The organism is Flavobacterium sp. (genome assembly GCF_043756175.1).
GTDB lineage: Bacteria > Bacteroidota > Bacteroidia > Flavobacteriales > Flavobacteriaceae > Flavobacterium.
Genome location: NZ_JAYURN010000079.1, coordinates 23,613 through 43,266, shown reverse-complemented (window position 1 = coordinate 43,266; position 19,654 = coordinate 23,613). Strand labels below are relative to the sequence as shown.

The following is a 19,654-nucleotide window of genomic DNA, read 5'->3' as shown; positions in this document are numbered from 1 at the left end:
TTTACACATTCGAGTTTAAATGTATAATCATATTTGACTTTTCTTTCCATAAAAATACCCCCAAATAGTGTCTAACTTTTTGGGGGCAGTCTAAAATTTCTAATCGGATTTTTTTATAATGGATTTTAACTTTTACAATAAAAATATTACATCATGCCTGGCATACCGCCACCCATTTGTCCGCCACCAGCATTTTCTTCTTTTATTTCTACCAAAGCACATTCGGTAGTAAGAATCATACCAGCAACAGAAGCTGCATTTTCTAGAGCTACACGAGTTACTTTTTTAGGATCGATAATTCCAGCTTTTAGCATATCTACATATTCATCAGTTTTAGCATTGTAACCAAAATCACCTTTTCCTTCGGCAACTTTTGCAACAACAACTGAGCCTTCCAAACCTGCATTTTCTACAATAGTTCTTAATGGAGCTTCCACAGCGCGAGATACAATTTGAATTCCTGTTGCTTCATCTGCATTATCCGCTTTAATGTCTTTTAATACATTTTTAGCTCTCAATAATGCAACACCACCACCAGCAACAATTCCTTCTTCAACCGCAGCACGAGTTGCGTGTAAAGCATCGTCTACACGATCTTTTTTCTCTTTCATTTCTACTTCAGAAGCAGCACCAACATAAAGAACGGCAACTCCGCCAGCTAATTTAGCCAAACGTTCTTGCAATTTTTCTTTGTCATATTCTGAAGTTGAAGCTTCCATTTGACCTTTTATTTGATTGACACGATTTTTAATCATATCGGCTTCTCCAGCACCACTTACAATCGTTGTATTGTCTTTATCGATAGTTACTCTTTTTGCAGTTCCTAACATTTCGATAGTTGTATTTTCTAAAGTAAATCCTCTTTCTTCAGAGATAACAGTTCCGCCAGTTAAGATGGCAATATCTTCTAACATTGCCTTTCTTCTGTCACCAAAACCTGGTGCTTTTACAGCAGCAATTTTTAACGCACCACGTAATTTATTTACTACTAATGTTGATAATGCTTCGCCATCTACATCTTCAGCAATAATTAATAATGGTTTCCCTGATTGTGCAACTGGTTCTAAAACTGGCAATAATTCTTTTAGAGAAGATACTTTTTTGTCATACAAAAGGATGTATGGGCTTTCTAATTCTGCATCCATTTTCTCAGGATTGGTTACAAAATACGGAGAAAGATATCCTCTGTCAAATTGCATTCCTTCTACAACATCTACATAAGTATCTGTTCCTTTAGCTTCTTCAACCGTGATAACTCCTTCTTTTCCAACTTTTGCGAAAGCATTAGCGATTAACTCACCAATTACTTCGTCATTATTAGCAGAAATAGAAGCGATTTGTTTTATTTTTTCTGAATCACTTCCAACAACTTTAGCTTGTTTGGTCAAATCGGCAACAATAGCTTCAACTGCTTTGTCTATACCGCGCTTCAAATCCATTGGATTGGCTCCAGCAGCTACGTTTTTCAAACCTTCTTTTACAATAGCTTGTGCCAAAACAGTTGCAGTTGTAGTTCCATCACCTGCCAAATCATTGGTTTTTGATGCTACTTCTTTTACCATCTGAGCTCCCATATTTTCTAATGGGTCTTTCAATTCTATTTCTTTTGCAACAGTAACTCCGTCTTTAGTAACTGTTGGTCCACCAAATGATTTTCCAATAATTACATTACGACCTTTTGGTCCAAGTGTTACTTTTACAGCGTTTGCTAATGCATCTACGCCGCGTTTTAATCCGTCACGTGCTTCTATATCGAATTTTATATCTTTTGCCATTTTTATTTGCTTTAGGCAGAAGGCTTTAAGCTTTAGGCTTTTCCTGCTGCTGAATTAGTATTTGTTTTAATTTGTAAATTTTACTTTTTATAATATTATTTTCCTTTTCTAGGATTTCAAATGATTCTAGATTAATATAATTTAGGTCTTTTGAAAGAATTAATAAATATTTTGTTTCACTTGCAGAACCTAAGGCAATATTAAGAAATTGATTAAATTCTTTGTCTGAATTTCTTCCGCAACCTTCGCTTATATTTGTCGGGATTGAAGAAGTAGCTCTTCTAATCTGACTTGTTAAACCGTATAATTCTTCTTTTGGAAAAGTTGAAGTTATTTTATAAATTTGCAAAGTTAGTGAATGACCCAATTGCCAAATCTCATATTTTTTAAAATCTCTCATTACTTAAAGCTTATTGCCTATGGCTTAAAGCTAAATGATTGCAAGAATATCTTCTTCTCTCATTATCAAATAATCTTTTCCTTCTAGTTTTAATTCAGTTCCTGCATATTTTCCGTAAAGGACAGAATCACCAACTTTTACTGTTAGTGGTTCGTCTTTTTTTCCGTTTCCAATTGCAACGACAGTTCCTTTTTGTGGTTTTTCTTTGGCGGTGTCTGGAATAAAAATCCCTGAAGCTGTTTTTGTTTCAGCAGCTACTGGCTCTATAAGAACTCTGTCTGAAAGTGGTTTGATATTTAATGCCATAATGTTATATGTTTGTTTTATTAATATTATTGTCTTTTCAGAAATTATGCCAAGCCATTAAAACTGACATTTTTTCTTATAAAAAATGCCAGCATTGACAGGCTGGCACTTTGTTTTTGTATTTCGTAAGAAACTATTTTTTTGCTTCTTCTGTTGCTGGTTTTGCAGCTTCGGTAGTAGCTGGCGCTTCAACTGGTTTTGTTTCAGTAGTTGCGGCTGCTGGAGTTGCTTGTGGTGCAGTAGGAATTGCTGGAGTTGTAATAGCGCTTTCATCAATTATTTTGGAACCAGTGTCGCTATTTCCTCCATTAAAACTTAAGCTTGACATTAAAATCAATACAATTAATGCACCTGCAAGATACCAAGTACTTTTGTCTAAAAAATCTGTTGTTTTTTGTACGCCTCCCATTTGAGTTGAACCACCTAATGAAGAAGATAATCCACCACCTTTAGGGTTTTGAACCATGATAACTACGATAAGTAGAAAACAAACTATTGTTATTAAGACTAGAAAAATTGAAAATGTGCTCATTGTTTAACTATTATTATTTTGTTGTAACGTTTTTATATCCGAAATTCGGTCTGCAAAGAAAGTAATTTTTTCTGGATATTTCAAAATTAATATCTCATATGCTTGAATTGCTTTACTATATTTTTTTTGTTCTAAATAAACCTTAGCCAAAGTTTCGGTCATTAAATATGAATTATCTTCTGTTTTTATAGCAAATACAGGTGTTGAAGTGTCTTTTTTAACTGGCGAAATTTTAGGATTGGCTTCTATAAATTTATCTATAATATCTAATTTTGATGACAAATTATTTTCTAAAACAGGGTTTTCGTCTCTAATTATTGGTTTTATTTTAGATAATTGTAACCATTCTTGAAACGAATGTGTTTCTGAATTATTGAATGTTAGTGGTTTTCCTATATCTAATTTTTCTTCAACTGTTATAAGCTCAACCTTTTCCGTTATTATTTCTTCTTCTATATCTTGAGTTGCTTCTTTGATAGATGAAATAATCGATTTTTCGAGATTGTTTACCTCTGGTTTTATTTCAGCTTCAACTGTTTCAATTATTGTACTACCTACAACTGTTATATCGAGAATTTGAGCTTCTTTTTCTTCAAAAAAACCTTTTTGAATACCTGTAAAATTTTCGGAAGTGATTAAATCAAATAAAATAGTTCTGTCGGTTGTAAACGCTGCTGTGTGTTTTAGTTCTGAATTATATTTGAAACTATTTTGTTTGTATAAACCTTTTAAATGTATACTTCTAGCACTTTGGAAATAAGGAAAATCACGCAGAATTTTTTCCAAAGCAACAATTTGCCTGTCATTGACGGCATCTGGTTTGTTTATTAAATAAGTGTATTCTGTTACGTTCATTTTCAGATTTCAATCTAAAATTAAATTACCATTTTGCTAATGTAGCGTTAAACATATCTTGCGAAATGCGTTCGAAAATTAAGTCTAGAGATTTTTTTAGTTGCGCTCCTGTTGGTAAATTACCTCCTGGGAAATCATCATAAAAATTAAAGCGCCTCTCGAAATCTTCTTCTGGTTTATTTTTGTTTGAAAACTTAAGATTGATGGTTATCGATAATCTACTTTGTGCTGCCGTTAAATCGGCAGTAGCTGTCATTGGGCTAATTCTGTAATCTACAATTTCGCCTTCGTAAACTAAATCTCCGTCAGTTGATGTTAAGTTTAAATTGGTTTGATTTTGAATTAAATCCTGCAAACGACGTGTAAAATCTCGGTCTATTCCTGGTTCTACTAATTCGGAAACATTTTGAAAATAACCTACTTGAAACGTTTTTGCATCAATTTTCCCTGTTCCAGTAAAATTGTAAATAGAACAACCTTGAACTAAAAAAACGGAAAAAAGTAAGAGTATGTATTTTATTCTATTCATTTTATTTTAAAAATTGCTTCTCTAGTTGACTAACGATCGAGCCAAAGATATTTAAATAATTGTCAATTGTCAATTATTTATTATCAGTTAAAGGTCAAATTGTTTTATTTTTCTATACAAAGTTCTCTCAGAAATTCCTAATTCGTCGGCGGCAGCTTTGCGTTTCCCTTTGTTTTTTTCTAACGATTTTTTAATCATTTCAATCTCGCGTTGCTCCAATTTTAAGACTTCTTCCTCTTCGATGGTTTCGGCAAACAAATAATTATCTTCACTTTCTTCAAAGTCATTTTCTTCGTCATGATTGTTGAAAGTTGTATTTCTTGGTTCTTCTTCAAACGAAATTTCGCTATCGGCTTCCTTAGAACCGTATATTTTCTGAATTAGATTGGTGTTGATTTCTTGCACTTTTGCCGAACCATTTTTCATCAATTCCAATGTTAGTTTCTTCAAATCATGCAAATCACTTTTCATATCAAAAAGGACTTTGTATAATATATCTCTTTCTGTCGAAAAATCGCTTTCCGACTTTTTATTCTTAATAACTGAAGGCAAATTGCTTCCTTCTTGTGGCAAATAGGATAATAAAGTAGCACCTGAAATATCGCGATTGGTTTCTAAAACCGATATTTGTTCGGCCATATTTCGCAATTGACGAATGTTTCCTGACCAACGAAATTTTTGTAAAACAGAAACGGCATTGTCATCTAATCTCAAAGGAGGCATTTTGTATTTATGTGCAAAATCGGCAGCAAATTTCCTAAAAAGTAAATGAATATCATCTTTTCGGTCACGTAAAGGCGGTAATAAAATGTCTACGGTACTCAACCTATAATATAGATCTTCTCGAAATTTTCCCTTTTCGATGGCATCAAATAAATTAACATTGGTTGCAGCCACTATTCGAACATTAGTTTTTTGTACTTGCGATGAACCTACTTTTATAAATTCTCCATTTTCTAAAACTCTAAGCAAGCGGACTTGTGTTGTTAGCGGTAATTCGCCCACTTCATCTAGAAAAATAGTTCCACCATCGGCTACTTCAAAATAACCTTCTCGGGTTCCAGTTGCACCTGTAAAAGCTCCTTTTTCGTGACCAAAAAGTTCGCTGTCTATGGTTCCTTCTGGTATAGCTCCGCAGTTTACAGCTATATATTTTGCGTGTTTTCTGTGTGAAAGCGAATGAATTATTCTTGGAATGTTTTCTTTTCCCACACCACTTTCACCAGCTACCAATACCGAAATGTCAGTAGGAGCAACCTGGATAGCTTTTTCTATAGCACGATTCAATTTGGGATCATTTCCAATAATCTCGAATCGTTGTTTTATTGATTGTACTGTTTCCATTTTAATTAATAATTGATAATGAACAACTGATAATTATTTTAGATAATAAAACTGAAATTGTCAATTATCTATTATCAATTGTCTATCTATTTTTGATTGGTTGTTTCCTCAGTTTTGTGTTTTGGAAAATAAGTTCTAACGGCATAAAAAGTAATAGAAAATCCTACTACAAATGCAATTATTGCCATGATTATGTTTTTTTTCGACATCTTATTTTAACTTTTTTTAATTTGTTGTTTTTTAGCCACAGATTAAAAAGATTTTCACAGATTTTTAATCATTTTTTATAAGGCATATCTTTTATATTGAAGCGATTTGTTTTGAAAATTCACTAATAATCCAATTTCTGAATCTGCAAGTTTTAAATAATTTAGAACTTGGGCAGTATGTTCGTTAGAAAATTCTTTAACAGCTTTAACTTCTAATATTATATCTTCATTCACTATGAAATCCGCATAGAATTTATGTGGTAAAATTTGACCTTTATATTCAATCAAAAACTCTTTTTCTCTTTCGAAAGGAATCTTATTTTCTTTAAACTCAATTTCTAAAGCATCTTTATAAATTACTTCTAATAATCCTGGACCGAGAGTTCTATGAACTTCCATACAAATACCAATAATTTTATAAGTTTCCTCTTCTCTGTAACCGTCCATATTTATTTTATGTTTTTGCCGCAGATTAAAAAAATCTGTGAAAATCTTTTTAATCTGTGGCTAACTTTTTTAATTCATCTCACTCAAACCAACTGCAATTCCTTTCAAAGTTCCGCTTGTGCAACTTTCTATTTTTACATTTACAAATTCACCAATTTTAAAATTCTCTTTAGGGAAAACCACTGTAATACTTTGTGAATTTCTTCCTGAAAATTCTTCTTTCGATTTTTTAGACACTTTTTCTACTAAAACTTCTACAGTTTGACCTATGAATTCTTCACTTCTCAACCAAGCGTGTTTTTGTTGCAAATCGACAATTTCTTGTAATCTTCTGGCTTTTGTTTCTTCAGTAACGTCATCTTCCATTTTTCTTCCAGCCAATGTTCCTGGACGTTCTGAATACGAATACATATAACCGAAATTATACTTTACATATTCCATTAAACTCATAGTATCTTGGTGATCTTCTTCGGTTTCGGTAGGGAAACCAGCAATCATATCTTGCGAAATAGACGCATTTGGAATAATTGCTCTAATTTTATCAATCAAAATCATATATTCTTCACGAGTATGCAAACGATTCATTTCTTTCAAAATTCTATTACTTCCCGATTGAACCGGTAAGTGAATGTGTTTGCAAATATTAGGATGTTTCGCAATAACATGCAAAACACTTTCGTGCATGTCTTGTGGATTTGAAGTCGAAAAACGAATTCTCATTTTAGGAAAACAAACAGCAACCATTTCTAGTAATTGATCAAAATCGACAGCAGTAGCTTTTTGCATTTCGGTAGCATTGGTAAAATCTTTTTTCAATCCACCACCATACCATAGGTAACTATCTACATTCTGACCTAAAAGCGTAATTTCTTTAAAACCTTTGTCCCATAAATCCTGAATTTCAGCCATAATACTTTGTGGTTCACGACTACGCTCACGTCCTCGAGTAAAAGGAACTACACAAAACGTACACATATTATCGCATCCACGAGTAATCGAAACTAAAGCCGTAATTCCGTTACTCATTAATCGAACAGGCGAAATATCTCCGTAGGTTTCGTCTTTGCTCAAAATTACATTTATGGCATCACGACCTTCTTCGACCTCATTTAATAAATTAGGTAAATCTTTATAAGCATCAGGACCTACAACTAGATCGACAATTTTTTCTTCTTCTAGAAATTTGTCTTTCAAACGTTCGGCCATACAACCTAAAACGCCTACTTTCATCTTCGGATTAATACGCTTTACGGCATTGTATTTCTCCAAACGCTTGCGAATAGTTTGTTCCGCTTTGTCCCGAATAGAACAAGTATTTACCAAAACCAAATCGGCTTCTTCCAATATATTTGTAGTATTATAGCCATTTCCCGAAAGGATAGAAGCTACAATTTCCGAGTCCGAAAAATTCATCGCACAACCATAACTCTCTATAAAAAGTTTCTTGTTGTTTTCGGGTTTATTTTCTAAAACAAGACTTTCTCCTTGTTTGCTTTCTTCGATAATCTTTTCCATAAGTCAAATTCTTTGGCAAATATAGTATAAAACAAAAAATCTGACAAGATGGCAGTTGTGATTTAACAAATTTTTTATTAGGAGCTGTTCCCGCCATTCGCTATATCTTTTGCTTTCTAAAGAAAAAAGCAAAAGGATGTCGCTGCTGTCGGGGCTAAAATACCCAGTTTCAAAAGAAAATTTCTCTAAAAATCAAACCAAAAAGACATTATATAAAAAAAAAATATACTTTTGCCAAATCAATAAAACAGCAATGGCAAAGAATTTAGTAATAGTCGAATCACCGGCAAAGGCAAAAACAATCGAAAAATTTCTTGGAGCAGATTTCCAAGTAGAATCAAGTTATGGTCATATTGCCGACTTGCCGTCTAAAGAAATTGGAGTAGATGTGTTAAACGGTTTTAAACCCAAATACGAAGTTTCGCCCGACAAAAAAGCGTTGGTTTCGAAACTAAAAACTTTAGCTAAAAATGCCGATATGGTATGGCTAGCTTCCGATGAGGATCGAGAGGGAGAAGCGATTTCTTGGCACCTTGCGGAAGAATTGAAACTAGATCCTAAAAAAACGAAGCGCATTGTTTTTCACGAAATTACAAAAACTGCAATTTTAAAAGCAATAGACAATCCACGTGAAATAGATTATAATTTAGTTAATGCTCAACAAGCACGTCGTGTTTTAGATAGATTAGTAGGTTACGAATTATCGCCAGTATTGTGGAGAAAAATAAAAGGAGGATTGTCGGCTGGCAGAGTCCAATCAGTTTCTGTTCGGTTAATTGTAGAACGTGAAAGAGAAATTATCAATTTTAAACCTGTTGCGACTTATTCTGTTCAGGCTGAATTTACTAACGAAGCAGGAAAATCATTCAAAGCAAAACTACCTAAGAATTTTAATACTAAAAAAGAAGCTGAAGATTTTTTAAATAAAAATATCGGTTCTATATATAAGGTAGGAGATTTAGAAACAAAACCTACAAAAAAAACGCCAGCAGGACCATTTACTACGTCGACTTTGCAACAAGAAGCAGCTCGTAAATTGTATTTGCCAGTAGGAATTACCATGCAATTAGCCCAACGTTTGTATGAAGCTGGATTGATTACTTATATGAGAACAGATAGTGTGAATTTATCTAAAGATGCGATGGAAGCTGCACAAGCTGAAATTATTAAATCTTATGGAAAAGAATATGCTAAACCTCGAACTTTTGTCAATAAAAGTAAAGGCGCACAGGAAGCACACGAGGCAATTCGTCCAACTGATATGTCGCAACATACTGTAAATATTGACCGTGATCAAGCAAGATTATACGATTTAATTTGGAAAAGAACACTCGCATCTCAGATGGCTGATGCCGAATTGGAACGTACCAATGTTAAAATAGAAGCCAATAATCATTCAGAACTTTTTACAGCCTCTGGAGAAGTAATTAAGTTTGAAGGATTTCTAAAAGTATATTTGGAAGGTCATGATGATGACGAAGAAGAGCAAGAAGGAATGTTGCCTTCGATGAAAGTAAATGAAAAATTAGCAAATAATTATATTACTGCTACCGAGCGATATTCTCGAGCTTCAGCAAGATATACCGAAGCTTCTTTGGTGAAAAAATTAGAAGAATTAGGTATCGGTCGTCCATCTACTTATGCGCCAACAATTTCTACAATTATTAATAGAAATTATGTGGAAAAAGGAAATTTAGAAGGTCAAGAAAGAAATTATACACAATTGACACTTCAATCAGGTAAAGTAGGAGAGAAGTTGCTTAAAGAAAACACAGGATCTGATAAAGGGAAATTGGTTCCGACAGACATTGGGACCATAGTTACAGATTTCTTAGTGAAAAATTTCGATAATATTTTAGATTATAATTTTACTGCCAAAGTAGAACAAGATTTTGACGAAATTGCCGAAGGAAATATTCAATGGGCAAAAATGATGCAAGATTTCTACGATAAATTTCACCCTACGGTAAAAGATGTTGAAGCTAATGCTGATAGAGAATCGGGAGAAAGAATTCTGGGAATAGACCCAAAATCTGGAAAACCAGTTTCGGTTCGTTTGGGTAAATTTGGACCAATGGCACAAATTGGTGCGGCCGATGATGATGAAAAAACATTTGCAAGTTTATTGAAAGAGCAAAATATTGGAAATATTACTTTAGAAGAAGTATTGAATTTATTTTTACTTCCAAAAAATCTTGGAACTTATAAAGGTGAAGAAGTTGAGGTTTCAAACGGACGTTATGGTCCTTTTATTCGTTTCGGAACTACATTTGTTTCTTTGCCAAAAGGAGAAGAACCTTTGAATGTGGATTTGAATAGAGCACAAGAATTAATTGACGAAAAATTATTGGCCGATGCACCAATTGCAGTTTATAAAGGTGAAGGAGTACAAAAAGGAACAGGTCGTTTTGGACCTTTCTTAAAATGGAATGGTATTTTTATCAACGTAAGTACAAAATACAATTTCAATGATTTGTCACAACAAGATATTGAAACGATTATTGAAGATAAGATTCAAAAAAATATCGATAAGGTAATTCATAATTGGGAAGCTGAAGGGATTTTGGTTCAAAAAGCCCGTTGGGGAAGATCTGAAATTACAAAAGGTAAAATTAAAATCGAATTAAGCAAAGACGTTGACGCAACAAAATTGACATTGGCCGAAGTGCAAGAAATGATTGCTAAGAAAACACCAGTAAAAAAAGCACCAGTAAAAAAAGCAGCAGCTAAAAAACCTGCCGCAAAGAAAGTAGTTGCTAAAAAGAAATAAAATATGGCATTCGATTTTTTACAACCATTAGACCAAAGTTTTTTAGAATTTATTCAAGGATTGTCACCGCAAACTTTGGGTAAGAAGGTTGTATTTCATACTGATGCTGAATTTCCAAACATAGAAAATGCATCTATCGCAATCATTGGTGTTTTAGAAAATAGAGGATTGGGAGATACGAACGAAATTGTCGATTTATCAAACATAAGAAAAGAATTTTATGGTTTGTTTCCAGGGAATTGGCAAACACAAATTATCGATTTAGGAAATATCGTAGCAGGAGAATCGTTAGAAGATACTTATTATGTTATAAAAACTGCGGTTGCTCATCTCATCAAAAATAAAGTCATTCCAGTCGTTATTGGTGGTTCGCAAGATTTAACCTATGCTATGTATCGCACTTATGATCAGTTAGAGCAAATGGTTAATGTGGTTTCAATAGACAGTACATTCGATTTTGCACGAGAAAATGGCTTAGAATCGGAATCATATCTAACAAAAATGATTGTCGATGAGCCAAATAATCTGTTTAATTATAGTAATATAGGTTTTCAAACGTATTTTAATGCGCAAGAAGAAATAGATTTAATCGAAAAATTATATTTCGATGCCTATCGTTTGGGCGAAGTTTGTAATAATCCAACAATAGCAGAACCTGTTTTTCGTGATGCGGATTTGGTTAGCATCGATTTATCGTCAGTAAAGTCTTCAGATTCAGGGAATTTTGCTACATTTGTTCCTAATGGTTTTTCAGGCAAAGAAATTTGTTCTTTATCGAGATACGCTGGGATTAGCGATAAAGTGAGTTCTTTTGGTGTTTTTAATCACAAAAATACTAAACAAGAATCGGTTTTAATAGCCCAAATAATATGGTATTTTGTTGAAGGTTTTCATTTCCGGTCTAACGAATATCCATTTGGAACCAAAGAGAATTATATTAAATACATTGTTACTTTGGAAGATGAACTTGTTTTTTACAAAAGTAATATTACTGAGCGATGGTGGATCGAAATACCATTTATATCATTACAAAACAATAAGTTAAAGAAATCTACGTTATTGCCTTGCGTATACGAAGATTATTTAGCTGCGTGTGCGGGCGAAGTTCCAGAAAGATGGTGGAAAGCCCAAAGAAAAAATATTATTTAATTTCCAACAACATAAAATATAGCGAAAACCAATTATTTTTAACTTTTTTAAGGTTTTTTTAATAAAAAAATTGTTTTTTTGAAAATAAATAAATAGGTTTACGCCCTTAAAAGATATGAATATATACTTAACCCAAATTTATATGAAGAAGTTCATTTTATTAGCAGTGCTGGTTTCATTTTTATACAGCTGCGGTTCAGGAGACAAAGGAGAGCTTGTAGGTGTTAAAGGTAAAGCTTGGCATACCGAAAAGCCTTTTGGTATGACATTAGTGCCTGGTGGTGCTTTTATCATGGGTAAATCAGATGATGATTTAGCAAACGTACAAGATGCTCCAACTAAAACAGTTACTGTTCGTTCGTTTTATATGGATGAAACAGAAATTACTAATAGTGAGTATAGACAGTTTGTTTACTGGGTAAGAGATTCAATTGTTAGGACTCGTTTGGCTATCTTAGCTGATGAATTAGGTGAGAAAAATGATCCTAAATCTAAATCTTCTAAAAAAGGTGGTAGCATTGCTGATTATGCATTTGTTGATGCTGATACAACAAATATGAGTGTGTATGACAAATACATGTACGATAATTATTACAGTGTTGGTACTGGTGATGATCCTTATGCGGGAAGAAAAATAAACAACAAGATTCCTTTGAAATGGCAAACGGGTCAGTATCCTGATGATAAATATACGGAAGTTATGGACTCTATGTATATTCCTTCTGAAGAAGCATACAATGGTTTAAGAACTATTGATGTAGAAAAATTAAAATTCCGTTATTCTTGGATGGATATTCAAGCAGCAGCAAAAGCAAAAAAGGGAAAGCGTAAAGAATTTATTCGTAAAGAAGAAGTTAAAGTTTATCCTGATACAACGGTTTGGATTAAAGATTTCGCTTATTCCTACAATGAGCCAATGCATAATGATTACTTCTGGCATCAAGCATATAGTCAATATCCTGTAGTAGGGGTAAGTTGGAAACAAGCTAAAGCATTTTGTGCTTGGAGAACTTTGTTTAAAAACTCATTCGTTAAAAAACAAAAAGGTCGAGATTTAATAAATACTTTCCGTTTGCCTACAGAAGCAGAATGGGAATATGCTGCTCGTGGTGGTATAGAATCTGGTACTTACCCATGGGGAGGGCCTTATGCTAGAAATGACAGAGGTTGTTATTTAGCTAACTTTAAACCAGTGCGTGGAGATTATGCGGCTGATGAGGCTTTGTATACTGTAGAAGCTCAATCTTATGAGCCTAATGATTATAACTTATACAACATGTCAGGTAACGTAGCGGAATGGACAGACTCGTCTTACGATCCTGCGGCTTACGAATATGTCTCTACAATGAATCCAAATGTCAATGATCTTAAGAATATGCGTAAAGTAACGCGTGGTGGTTCTTGGAAAGATGTTGCGTATTACTTACAAGTAGGTACACGTGATTTCGAATATGCAGATTCTGCAAGAAGTTATATCGGATTCCGTACATTACAAGATTATATGGGAACTGATGCGACAGGAAACGCAGGAAAATAATTAATTAACCAAACTTTATTTTATATTTTAACTTAACTAAATTTATTTATTATGGCAATTTTAAGCAAAAAAGCAATGAACTTCGCTTACGGTATGGGAGCAGCAGTTGTAATTATTGGAGCATTATTCAAAATTACTCACTTCGAATTAGGGCCTTTAACGGGTACTGTAATGCTATCGGTTGGATTATTAACAGAAGCTTTAATTTTTGCATTGTCAGCTTTTGAGCCAGTTGAGCATGATTTAGATTGGTCATTGGTTTATCCAGAATTAGCTGGTGGTGCTGCTAGTGATAAAAAAGAGAAAAAAGAAGATTCTCAAGGATTGTTGTCTCAGAAATTAGATGCAATGTTGAAAGAGGCTAAAATTGACGGAGAGTTAATGTCAAGCTTAGGAAATAGTATTAAAAATTTCGAAGGAGCTGCAAAAGCAATTTCTCCAACGGTAGATTCTATGACTTCTCAAAAGAAATATTCTGAAGAAATGAGTATGGCGGCTGCGCAAATGGAATCATTAAACAGCTTGTACAAAGTACAACTAGAAAGTGCAACTCGTAACGCACAAGCAAACAGCGAAATCGCTGATAACGCTTCTAAACTTAAAGAACAAATGCAGTCTATGACTTCTAATATTGCTTCATTGAACAATGTTTATGGTGGTATGCTTTCTGCAATGAGTAACAAAGGATAATTAGTTTTTAACTAAATTTATTTACTAACAAAACTAATTTAAAATAAAATGGCAGGAGGAAAATTAACCCCTAGACAGAAGATGATTAACCTGATGTATCTGGTTTTTATCGCAATGTTGGCAATGAATATGTCCAAAGAAGTGTTATCAGCTTTTGGATTGATGAATGAAAAATTTGAAGGCGCAAACACTTCGGCAGTTGCTACAAATGAGCAAATGTTATTGGCTTTAGATACTAAAGCGGCTGAAGCTAAAGGTGAATTTGCTGTTGCGGCTGCATCTGCACATAAAGTTGAAGCTGTAACAAAAGGTTTCTATGCTTATATTGAAACATTAAAAAAACAAGTGTTAGAAGGTGTTGAAGTTGATCCAGAAACTGGAAAACTACCTTACGAAGCAATGGATAAGGGAGAAAGTATTGACAATTGGTTCACGGGTGAAGGTTACGCTCCAAAAGGAAATGAAATCATTGCTAAAATTGAAAAATTTAAAGTGGATATAAAATCATCTCTTGGGTCTGAAATAAAATATGGTCCACTTTTAACAGAAGTAAACAAAAAATTCGATGTTTCTGATGTAGCTAACAAAGAAGGTTTGAAAGATAAGTATTTGGCTTACCACTTTAAAGGTTTTCCATCAGTTGCTTCATTAGCTAAACTTTCTGCATGGCAAAATGATGTTAAAAAATTAGAGTCAGATGTATATAGCGTAGCTTTAGGTAAAGCAGCAGTTTCTGCAGCTTCATATAGCAATTATAAAGCTATCGTTGCACTTGATAAGAATGTATATTTTGCAGGTGAAAAAGTTACTGGTAAAGTGGTTTTGGGTCGTTATGACGAAAACACTAAGCCTTTTGGATTTACAGGTAATGGTGCGAGTTTAGATGCAAACGGTCAAGCTAATATTTCATTAACTGCAGGAAATGTTGGAGAACAAACACTTGCAGGACAGTTTACTTTCTTAGAAGACGGAAGGACTATTCCTTTGAAATATGAAGGTAAATATGTTGTAGTACCTAGACCAAATTCTGCTACAATTTCTGCAGATAAAATGAATGTTGTGTATCGTGGTGTTCCTAACCCAATGACAATCTCATTTGCTGGTGTTGCTAATAATAAAGTTAAAGCATCTGCTCAAGGTATGTCTGGTAGCGATGGTAAATACGTATTAAGAGCTGGTTCTGGAACTTCTGTAATGATAAATGTTTCTGCAACTTTACCTGATGGTAAAGTAGTTTCTGATAAAAAAGAATTCCGTATCAAAGGTTTGCCTGCTCCAACTGGAAAAATCCGTGGTGAGGTTGCTGCTAAAGGACAAAAAGGAAACTTAGGATCTTGTACAATATCTGCAGTTATGGAAGATTTCGATTTCCCAGTTACTGTAAATGTGACACAATTTAATATTAAAGTACCTGGACAACCTACAATCGTAGTTTCTGGTAACAAAATGGATGGTAGAGCAAGATCTGCAATTGACAAAGCTACTAGAGGTGATGTAGTTGTTATTTCTGAAATTAAAGCTAGTTTTCAAGGAATTGACCAAGTTGCAAAAAGAGTTTCAACTTGTACATACGAAGTACAATAATAGTTTAAGAATTTCGTTTTAGTTCTATAAACTTTACAATTATAAAATTATGAATTGGAGAAATTTATTTTTAGTTATTATACTTATTGCAGGAAGTTCTTCTTCTTTTGCACAATCTAATTTGTTGAATGCTAAAATACCAACTGATATTGGTAAAAAATCAGCTGCACAACAGTTAAAGGATAATGACAAACCATTAGAATATGGTTACGTTGACGACAGAGATATCTTGATGTCTAAGAAAACTTGGGAAATTATCGATCTTGATGAAAGAATCAATTTTCCTTTGTATTATCCTATAGATACTGCTAACGTTGGTAATGAGCGTCGTTCATTATATGATGTTTTAGTAAAAGGGATTAAATCTGGTAAAATCACAGAAGTATATGGTGATAGTTATTTTAGAGAAAAGAAAACATTAAAAGATATTAATGCTTCTTTAACTAAAACTGATACAACCGATGCTGGTAGAGAGCAAATGAATGAAGATCCAGATGCTTTTAGAACTAGAGTTACTGAAGTGCCAATTTACGAAAATGTTAAAGTTGGTAAAAAAACTAAAAAGAAACAAGTTGGTACAGAAAAGAAAACTATTCCTGCTACTAGAACAATTTCTGAAGAGTTTATTAATAAAACAGACTTAGCTTCAATAGACGTTTCTGATTATAAAATTGTAGGATTGTGGTATTTCGACAAACGTCAATCTGATTTGCGTTACAGAATCTTAGGAATCTGTCCTGTAATACCGGATGTTTATACTATGGATAAACCAGAAAAAGAGTATGTTGATTTATTCTGGGTTTTTTATCCAGGAGCAAGAGAATTATTACATGAATGGAAAGCATTCAACGATAAAAACTCTTCAATGCCAATTACTTTTGATGATTTGTTAAACTCACGACGTTTCAATGCGCTTACTTATAAAGAAGAAAACGTATATAATGATAGAGAAATTGTAGACTACATGAAAGATAATTCATTAATGCAATTGTTAGAATCTGAAAGAGTAAAAGATAAAGTTCGTAATTTTGAGCAAGATATGTGGAATTACTAATATAATTTTCTCCAATTTAATATATAAAAACTCTTACCAATTTGGTAAGAGTTTTTTACTTTTGCAAAATGATTGATTACTTAATTATTGGATCCGGAATTGCAGGAATTTGTTTTGCAGAAACTGCTTTGCAAAATAATAAGACTATTTTTGTTTTTGATAATGATTCCCAAAACTCCTCAAAAATTGCTGGAGGAATATATAATCCAGTCATACTAAAACGTTTTAGCGAAGTTTGGAATGCTACAGAGCAAGTAAAATTCTTAAACGAATTTTATCCCAAAGTAGAAACTCGTTTAAACGTAAAAATTGATTTTAAAACACCAGTTCTAAGAAAATTTTTTTCAGTTCAAGAACAAAACAATTGGTTTATTGCTTCTGATAAACCTAATTTATCACCTTTCCTATCCACAAATATTCTGCACAATACCTACTCGGGTATTGACGCTCCGTTTGGTTTTGGCGAAGTTTTGCATACAGGATATCTCGATACAAGATTGTTTCTCGAATCCTATCACTGTTATTTGAAAGAGAATAATTTATTTTCTAGCGAAAGCTTTGATTATTCACAATTAAAAATGCATACCGATTGTGTTTGTTATGGTGATATAAAAGCTAAAAACATCATTTTTGCCGAAGGATTTGGTTTGCATTCAAATCCATATTTCAACCATTTACCATTAGATGGAACAAAAGGCGAGCTTCTAATTATAAATGCACCCAATCTAAATTTAGATTGCATCTTAAATTCTAGCGTTTTTATTTTACCTATCGGAAACGATTTATTCAAAGTTGGTGCTACTTATAATTGGGCCGATAAAACAAATAATCCATCGGAAGAAGGGAAACAAGAATTGCTTGAAAGAATTAACGAATTGCTTAATTGCGAGTTCGAAATCATCGAACATTTTGCAGGAATTAGACCAACGGTTAAAGACAGGCGACCGCTTGTTGGGACACATCACGAACATAAAAATCTTCATGTCCTTAACGGATTGGGTACTCGCGGTGTTATGCTGGGTCCGTCATTAGCGAAATCATTGTTCGATAATATTGAAAATAATATCCCACTAGATACTGAAATGGATATTAAACGCTTTAATAAAAAGCGTTAAGAGATTCTTTGAGTTTTCTTTAATTATAATAGCCATGGTAATAATAATTGTAATGTGAGCTATTTAACTAAAATTATTTACAACATAATTGGTTATGATGTCTATTATTGAGTTGATGAGAGCAATAATAGTGATCATGTAGTTAATAACAATTATAATGTCCTTTATAAAAGAGATGATGTTGTTGATTCAATCGTACTAGTATGGTAATTATATTGACAATATTGTTATCACAAACAATAAATATGTTAATTATATTAATAGGATGAACAATAACATAGATAGTGTGTGCAATAATATTACTAATTGTCGCTATATTATTTATTAACGTATATGATTTTTCATATATTTTCATTCCTGCTCCTCTAATGAGAAGAGGAGCGTCTGAGTTGGAATGAATTTGTGTGAGTAAAAGAATTAGATTTTGAGTCCTTTTACTAGATTGTATTCGCTAGATTGATTTCCGTATTGTGATTTGATACTGTCTTTTATTCGAATTGCAATTTGTGATAGTTGGTTATAACTAGAAATTCTTGTATCATTATTTTGTTTTAGTTGCGAGTAAGAATCCATTACTTGATTGTTTGCTGCTGTTGCATTTGTATGTATCGCATCAAGGTTTGTTACTAGAAGCTGATTGTTTGAAGGATTATAGTTTACGCCAAAGTTTGTTAGATTAGTAATTAAGTCTGCAAAAAATTGTGTTTTAGAACTGTAAGACTGATAAGATTGACTTACCGATGCTTGATCTGTTGTTGTTGTAGGTTTTGTATTTGCACCTCTTATTTTTGCAATAATACTCGCCACGTCTGTTGCTTCTTTAGCTTGTTTGCCAAAACTTGCTTTTACAGTAGCATTTATAGGTGAAAGGATTTTTTGGATGGAATAATCACTTTTTTCAAATAGTTGTTTTCTGCTTTCGACTGATAATGAATAAGTTTGCTTTTTTGTTGCGACTGTGTTGTTTAGGTTTTTAATTTGAGTAATAAAGTTGTTGAATTCATTAAAGCTAAATTCTGGTTTTTGAGGTTGGTAGTTTACAAAGGTTTGTAAAGCGGTTGCTAATTTTTCTGCATTGCCAATACGTGCACCATAACTGTTTTCTGAAGTTGATTTCATAGTAAATAATTTAAGTTTTTAATTGATTAAGTTTTTATTTAATCAAATAGTTTGCCTTTGTGATAAATTAAAATTTAAAATTTTGTTAAAAATTTACTTACAATTTCATTGAATCGTTAATAGATTGATTTTATGATTTTTAAATAGATTAAAATAATTTTTGATTACTCTAATTTATTTTGGTTAGAAGTGCATCTAACTAAAAACTATGATTGTTTGGTATTGCTTTTTAATTGTAGTTTTGCCGAAAAAATAAAAAACATACTGAATTATGAAAAAAAATCTTACTTTATTGCTGTTTCTAATTGGTTTTATTTGTAATGCACAAAAAATAAGCTTTGATTATGATGAAGCGGGTAATCAAATTCAAAGATGGTTGTGCTCAAACTGTCATGATAAAAATTCAGGTGAAACACCTAAAGAAATTGCTGATTTAAAACAAGAAGATTTACAAAAATTCTTTCCAACAGATGTGATTTCCTATTACCCTAATCCAGTAAAAGAACAACTTTATCTTAAATGGGAATTGGTAAATGATAATAAAGTAACTTCAATACAATTGTATTCATTGAGTGGACAGTTGGTAAAATCATATACTAAGTTAGAAAACACAGACAATTATGCGATGACTTTTGGGGCATACCCTAATGGTATATATACATTATTACTTGTATATACGAATGGAGAAAAAAAATCGATAAAAATCATAAAAGAATAGAATAAA

At 32.7% G+C, this 19,654-nt stretch carries 18 protein-coding genes; 8 read left to right on the top strand and 10 right to left on the bottom strand.

Translation table 11 applies throughout. The features are described from left to right. Positions 1-146 precede the first annotated feature (146 nt). The 9 genes from groL to miaB all read right to left on the bottom strand — a co-directional run bounded on the left by groL (position 147) and on the right by miaB (position 7,912). A complete protein-coding gene (gene groL, locus ACH2BP_RS05920; protein ID WP_091473476.1) occupies positions 147-1,775 on the bottom strand; it encodes a chaperonin GroEL in 1,629 nt (542 codons plus the stop codon). 25 nt (positions 1,776-1,800) lie between these two features. Next, positions 1,801-2,175: a four helix bundle protein gene (locus tag ACH2BP_RS05915; RefSeq protein WP_395057953.1), complete on the bottom strand. Its 375-nt coding sequence runs from the start codon at positions 2,173-2,175 to the stop codon at positions 1,801-1,803. 30 nt (positions 2,176-2,205) lie between these two features. Further along, the gene (gene groES, locus ACH2BP_RS05910) at positions 2,206-2,481 is read right to left on the bottom strand and encodes a co-chaperone GroES (RefSeq protein WP_395057951.1); all 276 of its coding nucleotides are present in this window, start codon (positions 2,479-2,481) and stop codon (positions 2,206-2,208) included. Between the two features lie 133 nt (positions 2,482-2,614). After that, on the bottom strand, positions 2,615-3,013 hold the full coding sequence (secG, locus tag ACH2BP_RS05905) for a preprotein translocase subunit SecG (RefSeq protein ID WP_395057949.1): 399 nt from the start codon (positions 3,011-3,013) through the stop codon (positions 2,615-2,617). A gap of 3 nt (positions 3,014-3,016) precedes the next feature. Then, positions 3,017-3,868: a tetratricopeptide repeat protein gene (locus ACH2BP_RS05900; RefSeq protein WP_395057947.1), complete on the bottom strand. Its 852-nt coding sequence runs from the start codon at positions 3,866-3,868 to the stop codon at positions 3,017-3,019. 25 nt (positions 3,869-3,893) lie between these two features. Next, on the bottom strand, positions 3,894-4,397 hold the full coding sequence (gene lptE / locus ACH2BP_RS05895; RefSeq protein WP_395057945.1) for an LPS assembly lipoprotein LptE: 504 nt from the start codon (positions 4,395-4,397) through the stop codon (positions 3,894-3,896). Positions 4,398-4,484: 87 nt separating this feature from the next. Further along, positions 4,485-5,741, bottom strand: a complete 1,257-nt coding sequence (locus ACH2BP_RS05890) for a sigma 54-interacting transcriptional regulator (protein WP_395057943.1) — start codon at positions 5,739-5,741, stop codon at positions 4,485-4,487. Positions 5,742-6,025: 284 nt separating this feature from the next. Then, complete coding sequence (locus tag ACH2BP_RS05885; protein WP_395057941.1) at positions 6,026-6,397, bottom strand: GxxExxY protein; 372 nt, start codon at positions 6,395-6,397, stop codon at positions 6,026-6,028. Between the two features lie 69 nt (positions 6,398-6,466). Then, positions 6,467-7,912: a tRNA (N6-isopentenyl adenosine(37)-C2)-methylthiotransferase MiaB gene (miaB, locus tag ACH2BP_RS05880; protein WP_395057939.1), complete on the bottom strand. Its 1,446-nt coding sequence runs from the start codon at positions 7,910-7,912 to the stop codon at positions 6,467-6,469. Positions 7,913-8,165: 253 nt separating this feature from the next. Here miaB and topA point away from each other — a divergent pair, with 253 nt between their 5' ends. The 7 genes from topA (at position 8,166) to ACH2BP_RS05845 (ending at position 17,811) form a co-directional block, all read left to right on the top strand. Continuing rightward, positions 8,166-10,682, top strand: a complete 2,517-nt coding sequence (gene topA / locus ACH2BP_RS05875; RefSeq protein ID WP_395057937.1) for a type I DNA topoisomerase — start codon at positions 8,166-8,168, stop codon at positions 10,680-10,682. Between the two features lie 3 nt (positions 10,683-10,685). After that, positions 10,686-11,831 carry a formimidoylglutamase gene (locus ACH2BP_RS05870; RefSeq protein WP_395057935.1) on the top strand — a complete coding sequence of 382 codons (1,146 nt, stop codon included), beginning with the start codon at positions 10,686-10,688 and terminating at the stop codon, positions 11,829-11,831. Between the two features lie 142 nt (positions 11,832-11,973). Next, positions 11,974-13,368 (top strand): gliding motility lipoprotein GldK, encoded by a 1,395-nt coding sequence (gene gldK / locus ACH2BP_RS05865; RefSeq protein WP_395057933.1) that lies wholly within the window; start codon positions 11,974-11,976, stop codon positions 13,366-13,368. Positions 13,369-13,419: 51 nt separating this feature from the next. After that, entirely contained in the window at positions 13,420-14,058 is a 639-nt protein-coding gene (gene gldL / locus ACH2BP_RS05860) for a gliding motility protein GldL (protein WP_395057931.1), read from the top strand. A 48-nt stretch (positions 14,059-14,106) separates the two neighbouring features. After that, complete coding sequence (gene gldM, locus ACH2BP_RS05855; RefSeq protein ID WP_395057929.1) at positions 14,107-15,642, top strand: gliding motility protein GldM; 1,536 nt, start codon at positions 14,107-14,109, stop codon at positions 15,640-15,642. Between the two features lie 49 nt (positions 15,643-15,691). Further along, entirely contained in the window at positions 15,692-16,696 is a 1,005-nt protein-coding gene (gene gldN, locus ACH2BP_RS05850) for a gliding motility protein GldN (protein WP_395057927.1), read from the top strand. 68 nt (positions 16,697-16,764) lie between these two features. After that, entirely contained in the window at positions 16,765-17,811 is a 1,047-nt protein-coding gene (locus tag ACH2BP_RS05845; RefSeq protein WP_395057925.1) for an NAD(P)/FAD-dependent oxidoreductase, read from the top strand. Between the two features lie 417 nt (positions 17,812-18,228). Here the strand turns inward: ACH2BP_RS05845 and ACH2BP_RS05840 are convergent, their stop codons facing one another. After that, positions 18,229-18,930, bottom strand: a complete 702-nt coding sequence (locus ACH2BP_RS05840) for a hypothetical protein (protein ID WP_395057923.1) — start codon at positions 18,928-18,930, stop codon at positions 18,229-18,231. 271 nt (positions 18,931-19,201) lie between these two features. Between ACH2BP_RS05840 and ACH2BP_RS05835 the strand changes: the two genes are divergently transcribed. Then, on the top strand, positions 19,202-19,648 hold the full coding sequence (locus tag ACH2BP_RS05835; protein ID WP_395057921.1) for a T9SS type A sorting domain-containing protein: 447 nt from the start codon (positions 19,202-19,204) through the stop codon (positions 19,646-19,648). Positions 19,649-19,654 lie beyond the last annotated feature (6 nt).

Excerpts from the sequence above, each read along its gene's own strand:
- topA (WP_395057937.1), top strand. The coding sequence starts at position 8,166 with ATGGCAAAGAATTTAGTAATAGTCGAATCACCGGCAAAGGCAAAAACA.
- secG (WP_395057949.1), bottom strand. The coding sequence starts at position 3,013 with ATGAGCACATTTTCAATTTTTCTAGTCTTAATAACAATAGTTTGTTTT.
- ACH2BP_RS05845 (WP_395057925.1), top strand. The coding sequence starts at position 16,765 with ATGATTGATTACTTAATTATTGGATCCGGAATTGCAGGAATTTGTTTT.
- ACH2BP_RS05840 (WP_395057923.1), bottom strand. The coding sequence starts at position 18,930 with ATGAAATCAACTTCAGAAAACAGTTATGGTGCACGTATTGGCAATGCA.
- ACH2BP_RS05900 (WP_395057947.1), bottom strand. The coding sequence starts at position 3,868 with ATGAACGTAACAGAATACACTTATTTAATAAACAAACCAGATGCCGTC.
- ACH2BP_RS05835 (WP_395057921.1), top strand. The coding sequence starts at position 19,202 with ATGAAAAAAAATCTTACTTTATTGCTGTTTCTAATTGGTTTTATTTGT.
- gldL (WP_395057931.1), top strand. The coding sequence starts at position 13,420 with ATGGCAATTTTAAGCAAAAAAGCAATGAACTTCGCTTACGGTATGGGA.
- ACH2BP_RS05915 (WP_395057953.1), bottom strand. The coding sequence starts at position 2,175 with ATGAGAGATTTTAAAAAATATGAGATTTGGCAATTGGGTCATTCACTA.
- gldK (WP_395057933.1), top strand. The coding sequence starts at position 11,974 with ATGAAGAAGTTCATTTTATTAGCAGTGCTGGTTTCATTTTTATACAGC.
- ACH2BP_RS05885 (WP_395057941.1), bottom strand. The coding sequence starts at position 6,397 with ATGGACGGTTACAGAGAAGAGGAAACTTATAAAATTATTGGTATTTGT.
- groES (WP_395057951.1), bottom strand. The coding sequence starts at position 2,481 with ATGGCATTAAATATCAAACCACTTTCAGACAGAGTTCTTATAGAGCCA.
- gldN (WP_395057927.1), top strand. The coding sequence starts at position 15,692 with ATGAATTGGAGAAATTTATTTTTAGTTATTATACTTATTGCAGGAAGT.
- lptE (WP_395057945.1), bottom strand. The coding sequence starts at position 4,397 with ATGAATAGAATAAAATACATACTCTTACTTTTTTCCGTTTTTTTAGTT.
- groL (WP_091473476.1), bottom strand. The coding sequence starts at position 1,775 with ATGGCAAAAGATATAAAATTCGATATAGAAGCACGTGACGGATTAAAA.
- ACH2BP_RS05890 (WP_395057943.1), bottom strand. The coding sequence starts at position 5,741 with ATGGAAACAGTACAATCAATAAAACAACGATTCGAGATTATTGGAAAT.
- ACH2BP_RS05870 (WP_395057935.1), top strand. The coding sequence starts at position 10,686 with ATGGCATTCGATTTTTTACAACCATTAGACCAAAGTTTTTTAGAATTT.
- gldM (WP_395057929.1), top strand. The coding sequence starts at position 14,107 with ATGGCAGGAGGAAAATTAACCCCTAGACAGAAGATGATTAACCTGATG.
- miaB (WP_395057939.1), bottom strand. The coding sequence starts at position 7,912 with ATGGAAAAGATTATCGAAGAAAGCAAACAAGGAGAAAGTCTTGTTTTA.